Raw genomic sequence first — 16565 nt, 5'->3', positions numbered from 1 at the left:
TGGCAAAGACCTTATTTGCCGGCGGGATATTTTCGCCTGAAGAATGATAAAAATGAACAAACTAAAAATTGCAGCGAACCAAAAAACTCTCTCTTGTTTTGAAACCACACGTGAAATTAGCGATGTGCACCACAGCGACTTTAATGACGTAGCCGCCATCGTGCTTTCCGTGCAAGACGTACAGCAAGGCCTGGTGGCACAGCTGGAAGAAACCGGTTTAAACATCCCGATCTTTGTCGCCGTCTGCTGTGAAGAAGAACTGGATAACGCCGTATTACCGGCGCTGAACGGCGTTTTTGAACTCTGTGGTAAGAACACCCAATTCTACGGCAAGCAGCTGGAAGCCGCAGCGGTCAAATATGAAAGCGAGCTGCTACCGCCGTTCTTTAATACCCTGACCCAATATGTAGAGATGGGTAACGCCACCTTCGCCTGCCCAGGCCATCAGGGCGGTGAGTTCTTCCGCAAGCATCCCGCTGGCCGCCAGTTCTTTGATTTTTATGGCGAAACGTTGTTCCGCTCCGATATGTGCAACGCCGACGTTAAGCTGGGCGATCTGCTAATCCACGAAGGCGCGCCTTGTGACGCCCAAAAACATGCCGCCAAGGTGTTCAACGCCGATAAAACCTATTTCGTGTTGAATGGGACTTCGGCTTCCAACAAAGTAGTGACCAACGCTCTACTGAGCCGTGGCGATCTGGTGCTGTTCGACCGTAACAACCATAAGTCCAACCACCATGGCGCGCTGATCCAGGCCGGGGCAACGCCGGTATATCTCGAAACAGCACGTAACCCATTCGGCTTTATCGGCGGCATCGATGCTCACTGTTTTGAAGAAGACTATCTGCGCCAGCAAATCCGTGAAACTGCACCGGAACGCGCTAACGACGCTCGCCCATTCCGCCTCGCGATTATCCAGTTGGGTACCTACGACGGCACGATCTATAACGCCCGCCAGGTCGTCGACAAGATTGGCCACCTGTGTGACTACATCCTGTTTGACTCTGCCTGGGTCGGCTATGAGCAGTTCATCCCAATGATGAAAGACTGCTCGCCACTGCTGCTGGAGCTGAACGAAAACGATCCGGGGATCATCGTTACTCAATCGGTGCACAAACAGCAGGCCGGTTTCTCACAAACTTCGCAGATCCATAAAAAAGACAAGCACATCAAAGGGCAAGATCGTTACTGCAACCATAAACGTTTCAATAACGCCTTTATGTTGCACGCGTCCACCAGCCCGTTCTACCCACTGTTTGCCGCACTGGATGTGAACGCTAAAATGCATGAAGGCAAGAGCGGCCAGCGCCTGTGGAAAGAGTGTGTGCGCATCGGTATTGAGTCACGCAAAATGCTGTTGGACACCTGCACCATGATCAAACCTTTCGTTCCGGAGCAAATCGACGGTAAACCTTGGCAATCCTACAGCACTGAAGCCATGGCCAACGACCTACGCTTCTTCAACTTTATCCCTGGCGAAAAATGGCATGCCTTCGAGGGTTATGAAGAATCACAATACTTTGTGGATCCCTGCAAACTGCTGTTGACCACGCCCGGCATCGATACCGCCAGCGGCGAGTACAGCAGCTTCGGTATCCCAGCCACCATTCTGGCTAACTACCTGCGCGAAAACGGTATTGTGCCCGAAAAATGTGACCTGAACTCCATTCTGTTCCTGCTCACCCCGGCGGAAGATATCGCCAAAATGCAGCATCTGGTGGCGCTGATTGCCCGCTTCGAAAAACACGTCGAACAAGACTCCCTGCTGAGTGAAGTCCTGCCGACCGTGTACAAGAACAACGAAAAACGTTACCAGAACTACACCCTGCGCCAGCTGTGCCAAGAGATGCACGATCTCTACGTCAGCTACAATGTGAAAGAATTGCAGAAGGAAATGTTCCGTAAGAGCCATTTCCCACGCGTCGCCATGGATCCACAAACCGCCAATACCGAATTCGTACGTGGCAAGGTGGAACTGGTTTCTCTCGCTAAAGCCGAAGGCCGCATTGCCGCTGAAGGGGCATTACCTTACCCACCGGGCGTGCTGTGCGTAGTCCCGGGCGAAATCTGGGGAGGCTCTGCTCAACGCTATTTCCTGGCACTGGAAGAAGGGATTAATTTATTACCTGGATTCGCCCCTGAATTACAAGGCGTGTATATCCAGCAGGATGAAGATGGCTGGAACCGGGCTTACGGCTATGTCATGAAAGCGTAATTAACTTTACCGGAGGCGGCATATTTCCTTGCCGCCAGACATATTTAGCTATTCCTCGAATTTCAAAAAGAATCCATACCCTATGGATTTCAAGTTGCAGCTAGGCGACAAGCTATCTCATCCCCAGGAGCTTACGTTTTTGTAAGTGACTGGGGTGAGATAGCGCAGGTACCAACGCTGCAGCTTGAAAGACGACGGGTATAATTTGAGGAATATAAGAGCGAGAACGATCATGAGCAAATCCAATAATAAGATGGGGGTTGTGCAATTAACGATCCTGACAGCGGTCAATATGATGGGGTCAGGCATAATTATGCTACCAACCAAGCTAGCCGAAGTGGGGACAATCTCCATCGTTTCCTGGTTGGTGACTGCCGTAGGCTCGATGGCCTTGGCCTATGCGTTTGCCAAATGCGGCATGTTCAGCCGTAAATCCGGCGGGATGGGCGGCTATGCCGAGTACGCTTTCGGTAAATCTGGCAACTTTATGGCCAACTACACTTATGGCGTTTCGCTGCTGATCGCCAATATCGCCATCGCCATTTCTGCCGTGGGTTATGGCACCGAGCTGTTTGGTGTGGCCCTGACACCCTTGGGCATCTGTATTGCCACTATCGCTGTGCTGTGGCTGGCTACGGTTGCCAACTTCGGTGGCGCACGCATCACCGGGCAGATCAGCGGGATCACCGTCTGGGGGGTAATTATTCCGGTGGTCGGTATCTCGATTATCGGTTGGTATTGGTTCAGTGGCACCGCTTATCTCGCCGCCTGGAACCCGCATGCGGTGCCAACCTTTGAAGCCATCGGGTCTTCTATCTCGATGACACTGTGGGCTTTCCTCGGTCTTGAATCTGCCTGTGCCAATACCGACGTAGTAGAAAACCCGGAACGTAACGTACCTATCGCCGTACTCGGTGGCACACTGGGTGCCGCAGTGATCTACATTGTTTCCACCAACGTGATCGCCGGTATCGTGCCAAATATGGAACTGGCTAACTCCACCGCGCCGTTTGGCCTGGCGTTCTCACATATGTTCAACCCAACGGTCGGTAAAATCATCATGGCGTTGATGATCATGTCCTGCGTGGGTTCGCTGCTGGGCTGGCAGTTCACTATCGCCCAGGTATTCAAATCCTCTGCCGACAGCGGCTTCTTCCCGAAAATCTTCTCTAAAGTCAGTAAATCAGATGCACCTGTTAAAGGCATGCTGGCCATCGTGATTATTCAGAGCGTGATGTCGCTGATGACCATCAGCCCGTCGCTGAATAAGCAGTTTAACGTGCTGGTTAACCTGGCCGTGGTGACCAATATTATTCCGTATATCTTGTCGATGGCCGCGCTGATTATTATCCAGAAAGTAGCCAAAGTACCGGAGAACAAGGCGCGTATTGCCAACGTGATTGCCGTGATTGGTGCACTGTATAGCTTCTATGCGCTTTACAGTTCCGGCGAGGAAGCGATGATGTGGGGCGCGATCGCCACCTTCTTCGGTTGGACTTTGTACGGGTTGGTTTCACCTCGCTTTGAGATGGCTGAGAAGAAGGCGTGAGTTTTGATAACAAAGGGCGCTGTATGCAGCGCCCATAAAGTTTAGGTTTATCAGTTGTCTAAATGGGCACTTCGGTGCCCATTTGGCTAACTCAAATCCGCCCCATTGCTGGCAATCACCTTCTTATACCAGTAAAACGAGTTCTTTCTGGTTCTGGCCAAAGTGCCATTACCCTGGTCATCGCGGTCCACATAGACAAAGCCATAGCGCTTACTCATTTCCCCGGTAGAGGCAGAAACCAGATCGATGCAGCCCCAGGAGGTGTAACCCATCACCGGGATACCATCCTCGATAGCGTCTGCCATAGCTTTGATATGCTCACGCAAGTAGCTGATGCGGTATTCGTCGTCGATCTCGCCCTGCGGGTTGATTTCGTCCTTCGCTCCCAGGCCGTTCTCCACCAGGAACAACGGTTTCTGGTAGCGGTCATACATCATGTTCATGGTGATGCGCAGGCCCAGCGGATCGATACCCCAACCCCACTCACTGGCCTGGATATGTGGGTTTTTCAGCGATTTGACGATATTGGCCGCGCTGCTGTTGTGCTCATTCATATCAGCCGAGGCGCAGCGGGAGGCGTAATAGCTGAAGGAGACAAAATCAACGCTGTTTTTGAGGATCTCACTGTCGCCTGGCTCCATTGCTATAGTGATACCCTTTTCCTTAAACAGGCGCTTGGTGTACGACGGGTAAGCGCCGCGAGCCTGAACGTCGATGAAGAACAGGTTCTCGCGATCTTTCTCCAGCGCAGCCCAGACGTCTTCGGGTTTACAGGACCACGGGTAGAAATTGCCCCCAGCCAGCATGCAGCCAACCTGATTGTGCGGGTTAACCTCATGGGCGATTTTGGTCGCTAACGCGCTGGCCAACAGTTCATGATGCGCCGCCTGATATTTCACCTGCTCCTGATTATCGCCTGGCTCGAACACCAGCCCCGCGCCGGAGAACGGGCTGTGCAGCAGGATATTGATTTCATTAAATGTCAGCCAGTATTTCACCAGCCCATCAAAGGCCTCAAAACAGGTACGGGCGTAGTGCGTGAAGAACTCCACCATTTTCCTGTTGCGCCACGAACCGTATTCCCGCACCAGATGCATCGGCACATCAAAGTGGCACAGCGTGACCAGCGGTTCGATGCCGTGCTTTTTGCACTCATTGAAAACGTCACGGTAGAAAGCGATCCCTTCCGCGTTCGGCACTCTTTCATCCCCGTTAGGGAAAATGCGGCTCCAGGCGATCGAAGTACGGAATACGCTGAACCCCATCTCTGCCATCAGGGCAATGTCATCTTTATAGCGATGATAAAAATCAATGCCGACATGGCTAGGGTAGAACTCGTCTTCCCGCAGCTCAAAGCGCTTTTGCTGGCCCAGTTTTACCGCCAGCCGATCTTTGCCATGAGGGATCATATCAACCGTGGTCAGCCCTTTACCGCCCTCAAGATAAGCGCCTTCGGCCTGGTTAGCCGCTAGTGCACCACCCCATAAAAAGTCTGCGGGGAAAACAGATGCTGGCATAAGATACCTCTTCTCAAATATGCAGTTTTACAACAGGTTATACGTATAACGCGGGCGCTGATTTAGCTTTTTCACTTTCCGCCTCTTCGGTGACCGGGATATCTTCAAAGCCCAGCAACAGCGTAAGGATGAAGGAAAGCACCACCGCCAAAATCATCACGCCAAACACCCAGACAATGGTCATTGGGTTGGCCGGATCAAAGAACTGCACGCTGGTAAACAGGCCCGGAGAGGCCATCGAGTGGCTCGCCAATCCGGCAATTCCGGCCACACCGCCGCAGACAAAGCCACTGATCAGCGCTGCGATAAGCGGGCGCTTCAGGCGTATTGCCACCCCGTAAAGCGCGGGTTCTGAAATCCCGGCCACAATCGCCGATGCCGCAGCGGCCAGCGCCGTCTGACGCAGTTCCGGGTTTTTGGTACGCCAAGCTACCGCCAACGATGAACCGCCCAGCGAGAGGTTGGCACCAATTTCAGAGGGCATCACCATGCCTTCTTTGCCGGTTTCCGCGATGGTTTGAATGATGGTTGGCGTAAATACGCGGTGCATCCCGGTCATGACCAGCAGCGGCCATAGCCCACCCATAATCGCTACGGATAACCACCCCAAGTAGCTATGAATGGTGTATACCAGCGCGGAAATGCCGCTACCAATCCAAATGCCCAGCGGCCCAATCAACAAGATGGCAATCGGCGCAGAAATCAGCACGATCAGCATCGGTTTGAGGAAGTTTTTCGTCACGGCTGGCGTGATGCGATCGACCCATCTTTCAATGTAGGAGAGCAACCAGGTCATGAACAACGCCGGGATCACCGTGTAGGTGTATTTCACCGCCGTGACCGGTATGCCCATAAATTCAACCTGTTGGCCCTGCGCGGCTTTCGCCATCAGATCGATAAATGCGGGATGAACCAATACCCCGGCAATCGCAATCGCCAGCGACATATTGGTTTTGAATTTTACCGCTGCGGAAGCGGCAACCATCACCGGCAGGAAGAAGAACGCTCCGTCGCCAATAACGTTGAGGATAATCAGCGTCGAGGAGCCTTTGCCGAACACGCCGGTCATATCGAGGATCATGGCGAGCAGTTTCACCATCGAGCCGCCGATAATGGCCGGGATCAGCGGTGACATGGTGCCAATCAGCGCGTCCAGGATCCCCGCACCGATACGTTTGAGAGTGATTTTGCTCTTTTCCGGCGCCGGTTGCTGGGCTACCGCCCCTTCGGGCAACAGTTTCAACACCTCGGCATAGGCCTGTGAAACGGTGTTGCCAATGATCACCTGACACTGATTTTCGCTTCTTACCACACCCAGTACGCCACCAATTGCCTTCAGCCTGGCGGCATCGACGAGGGTGTCGTCGTTGAGCACAAAGCGTAAACGCGTCATGCAATGAGTCACCGCCGCGACGTTACTCGCTCCCCCAACTGCATCCACTATCGATCTTGATACCGCCGCATAATTCTTAGACATGAGGACCACTCTCATAGATAGGTAACCGGTTTCACATAAGAGTGTTGATATTAAGATTGTAGATCAATCGATATATTTATTTATTGTCTGTTCTGTGACTGAGATCGACATGAGTGGGTTTGCGGTGCTGCGAATGGCCTGCTCTAACGCAGTGGAATGTGTAGAATGGGGATAATTGTTAAAAGCCGGGAAAACCCTATGTCTACCATGCAGGAAGTGGCAAAAAAAGCAGGCGTCTCAAAAGCCACTGTTTCACGCGTTCTTTCCGGCAAAGGGTACGTCAGCGAAGCCACCAAAGATCAGGTGTTTAAAGCCATCGAAGAAGCGGGTTATCGTCCCAATCTACTGGCGAGAAATCTGGCCACCAATAAATCCCAGTGCATTGGCCTGGTGGTCACCAACACCCTCTATAACGGCAGTTATTTCAGCGAGATACTTTCCCAGGCGGCGCAAAAGCTGGAGGACAACGGTCGCCAGTTGATTTTGGTGGACGGCAAACACAGTGCCGCAGAAGAGCAAGAGGCGATCCAATTCCTGCTCGATTTACGCTGCGACGCCATCATCATCTACCCGCGTTTCTTAACCATCGAAGCGATGGACGACATCATTGAGCAGCACAAACAACCCATCATGGTGGTTAACCGTAGGCTGAGAAAACATCACAGCCACTGCATCTGCTGCGACCACAAAGGAGCCAGCTTTAAGGCAACAAAATACCTGATTGAGCAGGGCCACCGGAATATCGCTTTTATTACCGGCTCACTGGATTCGCCAACGGCGATTGAGCGATTATCCGGTTATAAAGAAGCCTTGAATCAATATGATATCGAGCTTGATGATAAACTCATCTTTAAAGGAAAGTGGACACCAGCCAGCGGTGCGGCAGCGATGGAGTCCTTGCTCAAGGATAAAATCACGTTTAGTGCAGTACTGGCCAGCAATGATGATATGGCCATTGGTGCCATCAAGAAATTGAACGAGGCGGGCATTGCCGTCCCCAATGAGGTCTCCGTGATCGGCTTCGATAATATCCCAACGGCTCCCTATCTCTCCCCGGCATTATCCAGCGTTAAAGACCCGGTGAGCGATATGATGAGCGGAGTGATCGACCGGCTGATCGCTATGCTAGACGGCGGCTATCTGTCAAAGGACAACGTTTTTACTTCGGAGCTGCTGGTTAGAGATTCTGTTGCTAAGGGACCTTTTTGGGAGCAGTGAGCTAGCGGGCACAGTATCCGGAGCCAGCGCGCAAAGGCTACTTCTGCCCTACCCTCCATACACCGTGTGATTTCCACGCGTATTACCATCCTTTCCTCAAGAAACTCGAATTATCCTTAGCGTAACCTATTGATTTTCAATTAATAGAAGTTTTATTTTTGATGGCCCCTCTATTGATTCAACAGCGCCTAAGCAACATAGAGCGACATTTTCAGCTTCATTTCCGCCAGACCAACACTACGGAGATTGGAAATGTATCTATTAAAAAAAATGCAACAATAAGCTTCCAGAACAAGGTATTTTGAGAAATATATTCATAAATCAGAAAACTTTGACATTACATAACGCCCATCAAATAAATGTCATATTTTTCAATTAGTTAAAATCAGATCTTTAGCAACACTATTTTTTTTACGAAAAAAACCACTCTAAATTGACTGTATCAGTATAAATGACTACCACTCACTGTATTTATATAAAAAAAAACAAAATAAGTATAAACGCAGGTATAAAACTCTAGGTTCATGGCATCCTGTATAACTTACTTATATAAACAAGAATTCCCTTAGTTTAAATTAAGGTTTTTCATGTTTATAAGTGAGGATTTTCTCACCATTAATAACTTACTTTCCCAGGATAAATTAAGGAATTTAAAAAAAATAATAAAATAGAGAGGACTACACATTAGCAAGATAATTGACAGAATTAAGCGCCCCCTCTATCTTATGCTCCAAGTTTGGTACTCAATGGCCATTTATTATTAACCTGTTCGCCAACACCAGTTCTAGCATCAAGGTTTTTTAATAAATAACTAAAGTACCAGGCCAACGACAGGTTAGGGAGTCTCTGTTATGATGGATTCAAAAGTAAACTGGTGAAGAAATTGATTTCTTCTGCAACTGAAATTGGTTCAATCCGTTCTCACTAACCAATTTAAATAATGTAAATGGAATGGCAATCATTATGAAATTTAATAAATCTTCGTTGTTACTTGGCGCAATCGGCTTGGCTTTTGCTGGTTCTGCTTTAGCGACTAGTGGCACCATCAATATCACCGGTAAAGTTACCGATACTACCTGTAATATCAGTGTAAATGGTCAGGGTAACATCGCTACGGTCACTCTGCCGACGGTACCTTCAAGTGCGTTATCTCTGGCGGGTAATACTGCGGGTACCACGCCTTTCAGTATTGCTTTGTCAGACTGTTCAGGTACTACCTTTACTACTGCACATACCTTCTTTGAAGCTGGCACAATGGTTGAGATGAGTTCAGGCCGTCTGAACAATGCGGACAGCTCTGGCGGCGCTACTAACGTGCAAGTTGAACTGCTGAACTCCACATTAAGCCCGATTAAAGCTGGGGCAACAGACGCTCTGCAAGGCGATATCGAGGTTGATAACACTGCTGGCACTACCACGTTGAATTACTTTGCCCGTTACTATGCAACAGGTGCCGCCGAAGCGGGTTCAGTTAATACCGAAGTCGATTACACCATCATTTATCTATAATAATAACTAGTATCAGGTGGGGGTTTTCCCCACCTTTCTATAAGGGGTGGAGTGTGCTCCGCAAAACAGCTTTTATCATAATCAGTTTATTTTCATTTTTTAATTACCCTCTTGCTCAAGCGGCAGTGGTGATTAACACGACTCGTGTTATTTATAACCAACAAGATGGCGAGTCCGTTTTGCAATTGCAAAATAAAGGAAAGGACCCACTGTTGATCCAATCCTGGATTGATGATGGTGATTTAAAATCAACGCCAAACACGGCACAAAGCCCTTTTACGATAATGCCGCCAATTGCACGTATTGACCCGGGTAAGGGACAGGCACTGAGAATTGCTCGTACCAAGCCAATTACAGTGGCAGATCGCGAAACCCTATACTGGTTTAATGTACTTGAAGTCCCGCCAAAACCGACACAGCAAATAGCTGCGGGTGTTAATCTGATGCAATTCGCCTTTCGCAGCAGGATAAAAGTGTTTTATCGCCCCGCCAATTTGGCTCTGACACCAACTCAAGCCTATGAAAAGCTATCATTCAGCTTAAAGAAGGAAGGAATAAACCACGTGGTTTGGGTAAAAAATCCCTCGCCCTATTTTATTACCCTACGTGGTCTAGAACTCAAAAACAAAAAGGAATCACCAACTCTTGGGACTATAGGTAAACAGCCACGGATGATATCACCGTTCAATGAGTTGAAATTTACACTAGAGGGCTTAAAAGGCCAACCGCAGGCTGGTGCCGCAATTTTTTACAGTGTAATTGATGATTTTGGTGGAGATAGACATAATGAATGGAAGCTCGATAACGAAATCAGCCAATAATGGCCGCTTAAACCTACCAAAGTTGACTCAACTTGCAGGTATGTTCACGCTAACACCGCTAGCGCTTTTTTTTAGCTCATTCGCATCCGCAGCAGAGACCGTGGAATTTAATGATTCATTCCTCCGGTCACCAGTCAATGTCAGTTTATTTGAACAGGGTAACCCGGTATCTGCGGGTATGCACCGCGTCGATATTTATTTAAATGACCAATGGATGGGCCGCGAAAATATCAACTTTGCGATGCCTGTTGCTACATCAACGGTTGCTCAACCTTGTTATACGCTGAAGCTGATGGATCTGCTGGGCTTTGATCTGGATAAGGTCAACAAGGAGATCCAGGCCAAGCTGGCTTCTACTGAGCAGTGCGTTGCATTGAATGAGTTAGTACCTGGTACTTCTGCGGCTTATGATAGCGGAAGCCAACAATTTAATGTTTCAGCCCCACAAATTATCCTCAAACGTCACGCCAGAGGCTATGTCAACCCGGCATTATGGGATAAGGGCATCACTGCCGCGATGTTACAGTATAGTTATAATGCCTATCATGCGGAGCAATCAAGGGCATCGGCTCAGACATCGCAGTATCTGGGATTGCGAGGTGGACTGAACTGGGATGTTTGGCGCTTGCGCTACCGTGCGACAGCAAACTGGGGTAATGGGCAAGGCTCAAGTTATCGGGGATCGGAATTATATACAGAGCGTGCGTTGGTTGACTGGCGCAGCAAACTGGTGCTTGGTCAGTCAACTACCGATGGACAGGTTTTTGACAGCATTGGTTATATTGGTGCTCAGGTTGCTTCCGATGATCGTATGTATACCGACTCGCAGCGTGGGTTTGCCCCGGTGATCCGTGGTGTTGCTAATACCACGGCCCTGGTAAAGGTTTCTCAGCGTGGTAACCAGATTTACGAAACTACCGTTCCCCCTGGCCCATTCCAGATAGATGATCTCTATCCTTCGGGTTCTGGAGGGGACCTGTTGATCACCGTAAAAGAGGCGAACGGTAATGAGCATAGTTTTACGGTGGTTTATTCATCTATCCCCGAGTTGTTACGCCCAGGGGTAACACACTATTCAGTGGTTTCCGGAACCTATCACAACTCTGCAGTTTCCTCGGCTCCCCCCTTATTGTTGGGAACCGTAAGGCGAGGATTCTCGAACACTATTACCGGCTATTCCGGGGCTATTGGTTCAACCAATTATCAGTCGTTCTCCGCCGGACTAGCATTCAACACAGGTATTGGCGCTATTTCCGCCGATATTACCCAATCAAGAAGTCAATTAAAAAATGATGAGACAAACCAAGGCCAAAGTATAAGGCTGACCTATGCTAAAATATTGCCGATAATCGATACTAACATCACCCTGGCCAGCTACCAATACTCCAGCTCTGGTTATTACGACATGGATGATGCAATGGCCACACGTGAAAGGTATCAAAAAGATACTTATCGCAGTTATCACTACAACACTGTAAATCGCCGAAACCGCCTACAGATCAATGCGTCACAGGCTTTACCTGAAGGGTGGGGAAATATTTCAGTCAATGCCAGTATTCAGAACTATTGGGATCAGAGCGGCACCGATACTGAATATCAGATGAGTTATAGTAACTATTATAAGAGAATAAACTATGGGGTTAACGTCGGGCGTATCCGCGATCTGAACACCAATAGCTGGGATAACAAAGTGATGTTCACCGTATCACTCCCATTGGGTCTCAGCGATAAGACTCCCTACTTAACCACCAGTTACACGCAAGAGAAAAACCACCGGGGTATACAGAATTCTGTTGCCGGCAATGTCGGGGAAGATCGGCAATATGGGTACAATATGTTTGCTAATGGCGACCGCTATTCCGGTGAGAATATGCATAATACCACCACAGGAGGAGGTAGTGTTTCCTGGTCAGCGCCTTATGCCACCTTGGGCAGCAGTTTCTCTACCAGCCGAAATTACCAGCAGTACGGTGCCGATATTTCTGGGGGCATCGTAGCTTACAGTGGTGGTGTGGTGTTTACCCCCCTGTTGGGGGATACCGCGGCAATTGTTGAAGCTAAAAATGCCCAAGGGGCGCGTGTCACCAACTATAACGGCTTGCGGCTGGATAAATGGGGTCGCGCCGTGGTGCCTTACCTGACGCCCTATCGCCAGAACGGAGTTGAAATTGACCCCAAAGGGATCTCCCACGATATCGAACTCAAAAGCACTAGCCAGAACGTAGCGCCAACGGCAGGGGCAGTCACTCTGTTGCACTATGAAACGGCAGAGGGTTATTCCGTGCTGATTAATACTAAAGATGTCCGTGGATTGCCGCTCCCCTTCGGTGCAACGGTATTTGATACAGCGCACAGAAACGTCGGTTATATCGCACAGTCGGGTCAAGGATTATTAAGGGTCAAACAGCAGCAGGGGGAATTAACCGTACAGTGGGGCGATGAGGCTGGGGCACGTTGTAAATTTAAGTACAATCTACCGCAATTTATCGCTAAAACTGCGGCCGACTTCCGTCGCCTTGATGCTATTTGTAAGTAATTAAGGAATAAATGAAGATGATGACTATGCGAGCTGTCACCAACTGTGTTGTACCACAGTTGACAATACAGGTAATTGACAGAGCAAGGATGGTTCTGCTTTTTCTGTTGGCTACCATCCTGGTAGGAATACACTCGCCAGCGAAAGCTGAGGGTTACGTGGTAGACTGCCTGCGGAATGGGGGCAACTATTACCAGTTCTTCAATACTACAACGATCCAGATTGGTAATAATGCTCAAGTAGGGGATTTACTGGGGACCTGGATAAATTCATCGGACCCTGTCGCCTGGAAATGTACGCCGGTGGTGGCCAGCTATCCCAATGCGGTAGTACAAATGAGCACGCAGGGCTATCCGCCTTATACCGTCTGGGGAAGCAAGAATGTGGACGGATCGACGTACACCGTCTACAACACTACCGTTAAAGCAGGTTTAGGCTATGTAGTCCGTTGGCGCTATACCATCAATGGCACCACCAGTGCCTGGCAACCGCTGACGATCGCCCAAGGCGGGCAGCAGGATTCAACCACTTCGGTCACCACATCCAACACCAATGGGTCTTTTACTTTCGGCGTTGATGTGCAAGTTCTCTTTGTCAAGACCACCACGGCGTTGACAGCGGGTACCACCAGTGCGTTCGACCCGATATATGTTCGCTGGAAGCAAGTCTCTTCAACCGCCGTCGGCACCCAAGTTGGTAGCGGCACCTATATGATCGCCGATTTTCAGCCAGGGAATTTGATTACCCTAACTGGAGGAACCTGTACCACACCAAATGTGCCCGTAAATCTACCAGAGGTCGGGCGAAACCAGTTTACCGGTATCGGGACGTCCGGAGGATTAACACCCTTTGTTTTGAAATTTAATAATTGCTCTAGTGGGATGAATCTTGTGCAGTACAGCTTTACGCCAACCACCTCTGTGGCAAATGCGGCGAATGGTGTGGTGGTGCTCGATAGTAGTTCGACAGCCACTGGGGTTGGAATGCAACTATTGTTGAATCCGACGACACCGGTGACTTTTGGCACCACTTATTCACTCACCAGTTACAATCCAGCGGTGAGCAACGGAAATTATACGCTGCCGTTGTATGCAGGTTTGTATCAAACCGGAGCCGGGGTCACACCGGGCTTGGTCAAGAGCTCGATAACCTTTACCGCAAGTTATAAGTAACCACTATGACAATGTTAAGCCGAATCCTGTATACCGTGCCCGTTTTGTTACGCGGGCTGATTATAGCCCTGGCTCTGTCATCTGTTCATCCGTCGTGGGCGGCTATTTCTCTGGGCCAAACACGACTGATTATCAGTGCTAAGGATAAAGAATCCACATTAAACGTAAGTAATGAAGGGGCACAGCCAGTACTGTTGCAAATGTGGATAGACCTCGGTGACAATAGTATTTCACCTGAGAAAATTGCGGTTCCTTTTGTGATTACCCCACCGATCGTACGTCTGGATGGGAAAAAGACGCAAAGGTTACGGGTGATGTTTACAGGTAACGATGTCGACGTTCCTGCTGACAAAGAATCGGTATATTGGCTGAATGTTTTGGAAATCCCCCCGAAACCGGCAGGCATTGTACCAGCGAATGAAGTTCAGCTGGCATTTATAACCCGAATAAAAATTTTTTATCGACCGCAGAAAGTCAACGCTATGGACATTTCACATGTAGAGGAAAAACTCCACTTTAGCTTACTCAATCAAGGTGGGAAGATGCTACGCATCGAGAATCCTACGCCTATAAATCAGACGCTGATCTCCATATCGATTGGACATGATATAAAAAAAACAATCTTCAGTTTTCATCCTGAGGAGAGCATGATCCCCCCCTACTCGACAAAAGACTATCCACTATTAAAAATAAAAGGGAGCGTTGACAAGACGATGATGGTGTTTATTTCAACGATTGGTGATTATGGTGAGATAATTAACAGTGAGAAATCCTTGGATGACTAGAGACTTCATGGTCATTGCTATGCGTGCAGGTGAGTTAACCCAGAGTTACCAGAAAAGTAACGATATGCTACCCCATTCTTTTTGATGAGTTATTAGTCAGTAAAATCACTCCCCCCATCAAGGATGTAAATTTCATCCTTACGATGACTCGCCAGCCTGGAATCAGGCGGGCGAGGGTTGGAAAATATAAAGCAACTGTAATTTCATGTACCAGTCACGTTCCCAATAATTACACACATCATTCAAATCACTGTTGATTCGTTAGCAGTTTGAGAGCGCACGGTTTATCCTTAAGGATATATGATTACTATCATACCAATACGAGTTATAACCGCGCGAAAATTTGAGTGCACGCCAGAACAGGGGAGATCCTAAACAATTGGTTAGTAGGAATTAAGAGTGACTGAATAGTCCTAACGCCTAACTTTTTTAACGCCTGTCGTTTGTAATGCCCCACTAACTTAGGGCTAATAGAAAGAACTTGAGATATCTTTTTATAATCAAACTCCATTAAAATGCCATTTAACACTTGCCTCTCACGTAACGACAAAGGTTTGGCTACCTTCTTAAAATACTCTGAAAATTCCGACAAATCATTACTCATGAGTTCATTAATCTGTCGCGTGATAGATGAAAGAGAATTTTGTGTATCAATAAAACCTATCCGTGCACAAGTCTCCAGCAAGTAATCTATCAAACCGGAACTTCTGTATACATCCAAAATTATTATCACTCGGTGTTGATGACTTTCTTGGAAAATAATTTCTATAAAAGACAAAATATCCATTACGGTATAATCTGAGCCTTGCAAGGATATAATAAAAAGATTAGGTTTATTTACCGAAAGTAGATGTAAATGGCATTGATGTATTTTTTCAGAACTGAGTACTCTGCAACTTGATGGCAGAAGCTCGCCTAATCCCAGTCGGGTGAATTGGCACGGGTGTAAAATAGTAGCATGCTTGATACTCATTTTTAAATCCTTAAGTTTTTTACGTGTTATCCATAACAGACATCTTGACAACGTAATCATTACAAAAACAGCTAAAATGAAATAGGAAAACCAAAGATAATAAATATGTTGACCGTAAAATATACACTTGAAAAATTCAGCACTCAGTCGATAATATTATTTACTTCAAGCAAACCAACAAGGTCGATTACGCTATGAATATTCAACTTTTCTAATATATTTCTCTTGTGAGAACTTACTGTCTTTGCACTGATATTAAAGAATTTAGAGATCTCATTATTTTTAAGACCTTTGGCTAAAGCGATAGCAATAGAAACCTCTCGCTTTGAAAGCTGACTAAAAACACCCAACTGAACGCCATCACTATGATCGCCGTAGCTTGGAAAACAGTTAATGTCGTTAACAATTAAATTAATTGCATTCAACAATACCTCAAACGAGTGTTTTCTGGAAATAAAACCATTAGCCCCCATCTGGGAAACCCTACGCGAATAAACCCCCTCATTACTTCCAGAATAAACTAATATCTTAGTATTCTTGCACTCTCTTTTTATACTGGAAATCACCTTCATGGTTGACATATTGACATCCAGAATAATTAACCCTGGTTTTTCTTTCACTATCTCCACAAGGAGATCTAAGTTATTTTCAGGGTTGCCAACAACTCGCATACCCAAGCGAGTACTGATTAATGTCGCGAGAGAGTCACGAACTATAGGATGCTCATCAATAATATAAACTGATGGCTTAATGACTTTATTTATAGTATCCATAAAGAAACCACTATTTTCAG

General features: G+C 47.8%; 12 protein-coding genes. 8 read left to right on the top strand and 4 right to left on the bottom strand.

The genetic code is table 11. The features are described from left to right. Positions 1-52: 52 nt before the first annotated feature. Together speF and potE are read left to right on the top strand one after the other, a co-directional pair. A complete protein-coding gene (gene speF / locus N6G83_RS42115; protein ID WP_211136500.1) occupies positions 53-2215 on the top strand; it encodes an ornithine decarboxylase SpeF in 2163 nt (720 codons plus the stop codon). 232 nt (positions 2216-2447) lie between these two features. Then, positions 2448-3764, top strand: coding sequence for a putrescine-ornithine antiporter (gene potE, locus N6G83_RS42110; RefSeq protein ID WP_211136499.1), 1317 nt, complete (start codon positions 2448-2450; stop codon positions 3762-3764). A gap of 86 nt (positions 3765-3850) precedes the next feature. On the opposite strand, the gene N6G83_RS42105 is transcribed toward potE, so the two are convergent. After that, positions 3851-5281, bottom strand: a complete 1431-nt coding sequence (locus N6G83_RS42105) for a 6-phospho-beta-glucosidase (protein ID WP_211136498.1) — start codon at positions 5279-5281, stop codon at positions 3851-3853. A 37-nt stretch (positions 5282-5318) separates the two neighbouring features. Further along, complete coding sequence (gene ascF, locus N6G83_RS42100) at positions 5319-6758, bottom strand: PTS cellobiose/arbutin/salicin transporter subunit IIBC (protein ID WP_211136497.1); 1440 nt, start codon at positions 6756-6758, stop codon at positions 5319-5321. 198 nt (positions 6759-6956) lie between these two features. Between ascF and N6G83_RS42095 the strand changes: the two genes are divergently transcribed. The 6 genes from N6G83_RS42095 (at position 6957) to N6G83_RS42070 (ending at position 14799) form a co-directional block, all read left to right on the top strand. Then, a complete protein-coding gene (locus N6G83_RS42095) occupies positions 6957-7976 on the top strand; it encodes a LacI family DNA-binding transcriptional regulator (RefSeq protein ID WP_211136496.1) in 1020 nt (339 codons plus the stop codon). A gap of 963 nt (positions 7977-8939) precedes the next feature. Then, positions 8940-9485, top strand: a complete 546-nt coding sequence (locus N6G83_RS42090) for a fimbrial protein (RefSeq protein ID WP_211136741.1) — start codon at positions 8940-8942, stop codon at positions 9483-9485. 53 nt (positions 9486-9538) lie between these two features. Then, entirely contained in the window at positions 9539-10306 is a 768-nt protein-coding gene (locus N6G83_RS42085) for a molecular chaperone (RefSeq protein WP_211136740.1), read from the top strand. Beyond that, a complete protein-coding gene (locus N6G83_RS42080) occupies positions 10272-12842 on the top strand; it encodes a fimbria/pilus outer membrane usher protein (RefSeq protein ID WP_211136739.1) in 2571 nt (856 codons plus the stop codon). The genes N6G83_RS42085 and N6G83_RS42080 overlap by 35 nt, the downstream gene beginning before the upstream one ends. A gap of 11 nt (positions 12843-12853) precedes the next feature. Then, complete coding sequence (locus tag N6G83_RS42075) at positions 12854-14014, top strand: fimbrial protein (protein ID WP_211136738.1); 1161 nt, start codon at positions 12854-12856, stop codon at positions 14012-14014. A gap of 5 nt (positions 14015-14019) precedes the next feature. After that, positions 14020-14799, top strand: a complete 780-nt coding sequence (locus tag N6G83_RS42070; protein WP_211136737.1) for a molecular chaperone — start codon at positions 14020-14022, stop codon at positions 14797-14799. A 325-nt stretch (positions 14800-15124) separates the two neighbouring features. Here N6G83_RS42070 and N6G83_RS42065 read toward each other — a convergent pair whose 3' ends face one another. Both N6G83_RS42065 and N6G83_RS42060 read right to left on the bottom strand, forming a co-directional pair. Beyond that, positions 15125-15772 (bottom strand): helix-turn-helix transcriptional regulator, encoded by a 648-nt coding sequence (locus N6G83_RS42065; RefSeq protein ID WP_211136736.1) that lies wholly within the window; start codon positions 15770-15772, stop codon positions 15125-15127. A 143-nt stretch (positions 15773-15915) separates the two neighbouring features. Next, the gene (locus N6G83_RS42060; protein WP_211136735.1) at positions 15916-16545 is read right to left on the bottom strand and encodes a response regulator transcription factor; all 630 of its coding nucleotides are present in this window, start codon (positions 16543-16545) and stop codon (positions 15916-15918) included. Positions 16546-16565 lie beyond the last annotated feature (20 nt).

Source organism: Serratia sp. PL7, assembly GCF_945957435.1.
Note: the sequence above shows the minus strand (reverse complement) of the source record. Positions and strands in the feature narration are given on the sequence as shown.

Coding starts and splice junctions, on each gene's coding strand:
- speF (WP_211136500.1), top strand. CDS start 53: ATGAACAAACTAAAAATTGCAGCGAACCAAAAAACTCTCTCTTGTTTT.
- potE (WP_211136499.1), top strand. CDS start 2,448: ATGAGCAAATCCAATAATAAGATGGGGGTTGTGCAATTAACGATCCTG.
- N6G83_RS42105 (WP_211136498.1), bottom strand. CDS start 5,281: ATGCCAGCATCTGTTTTCCCCGCAGACTTTTTATGGGGTGGTGCACTA.
- ascF (WP_211136497.1), bottom strand. CDS start 6,758: ATGTCTAAGAATTATGCGGCGGTATCAAGATCGATAGTGGATGCAGTT.
- N6G83_RS42095 (WP_211136496.1), top strand. CDS start 6,957: ATGTCTACCATGCAGGAAGTGGCAAAAAAAGCAGGCGTCTCAAAAGCC.
- N6G83_RS42090 (WP_211136741.1), top strand. CDS start 8,940: ATGAAATTTAATAAATCTTCGTTGTTACTTGGCGCAATCGGCTTGGCT.
- N6G83_RS42080 (WP_211136739.1), top strand. CDS start 10,272: ATGAATGGAAGCTCGATAACGAAATCAGCCAATAATGGCCGCTTAAAC.
- N6G83_RS42075 (WP_211136738.1), top strand. CDS start 12,854: ATGAAGATGATGACTATGCGAGCTGTCACCAACTGTGTTGTACCACAG.
- N6G83_RS42070 (WP_211136737.1), top strand. CDS start 14,020: ATGACAATGTTAAGCCGAATCCTGTATACCGTGCCCGTTTTGTTACGC.
- N6G83_RS42065 (WP_211136736.1), bottom strand. CDS start 15,772: ATGAGTATCAAGCATGCTACTATTTTACACCCGTGCCAATTCACCCGA.
- N6G83_RS42060 (WP_211136735.1), bottom strand. CDS start 16,545: ATGGATACTATAAATAAAGTCATTAAGCCATCAGTTTATATTATTGAT.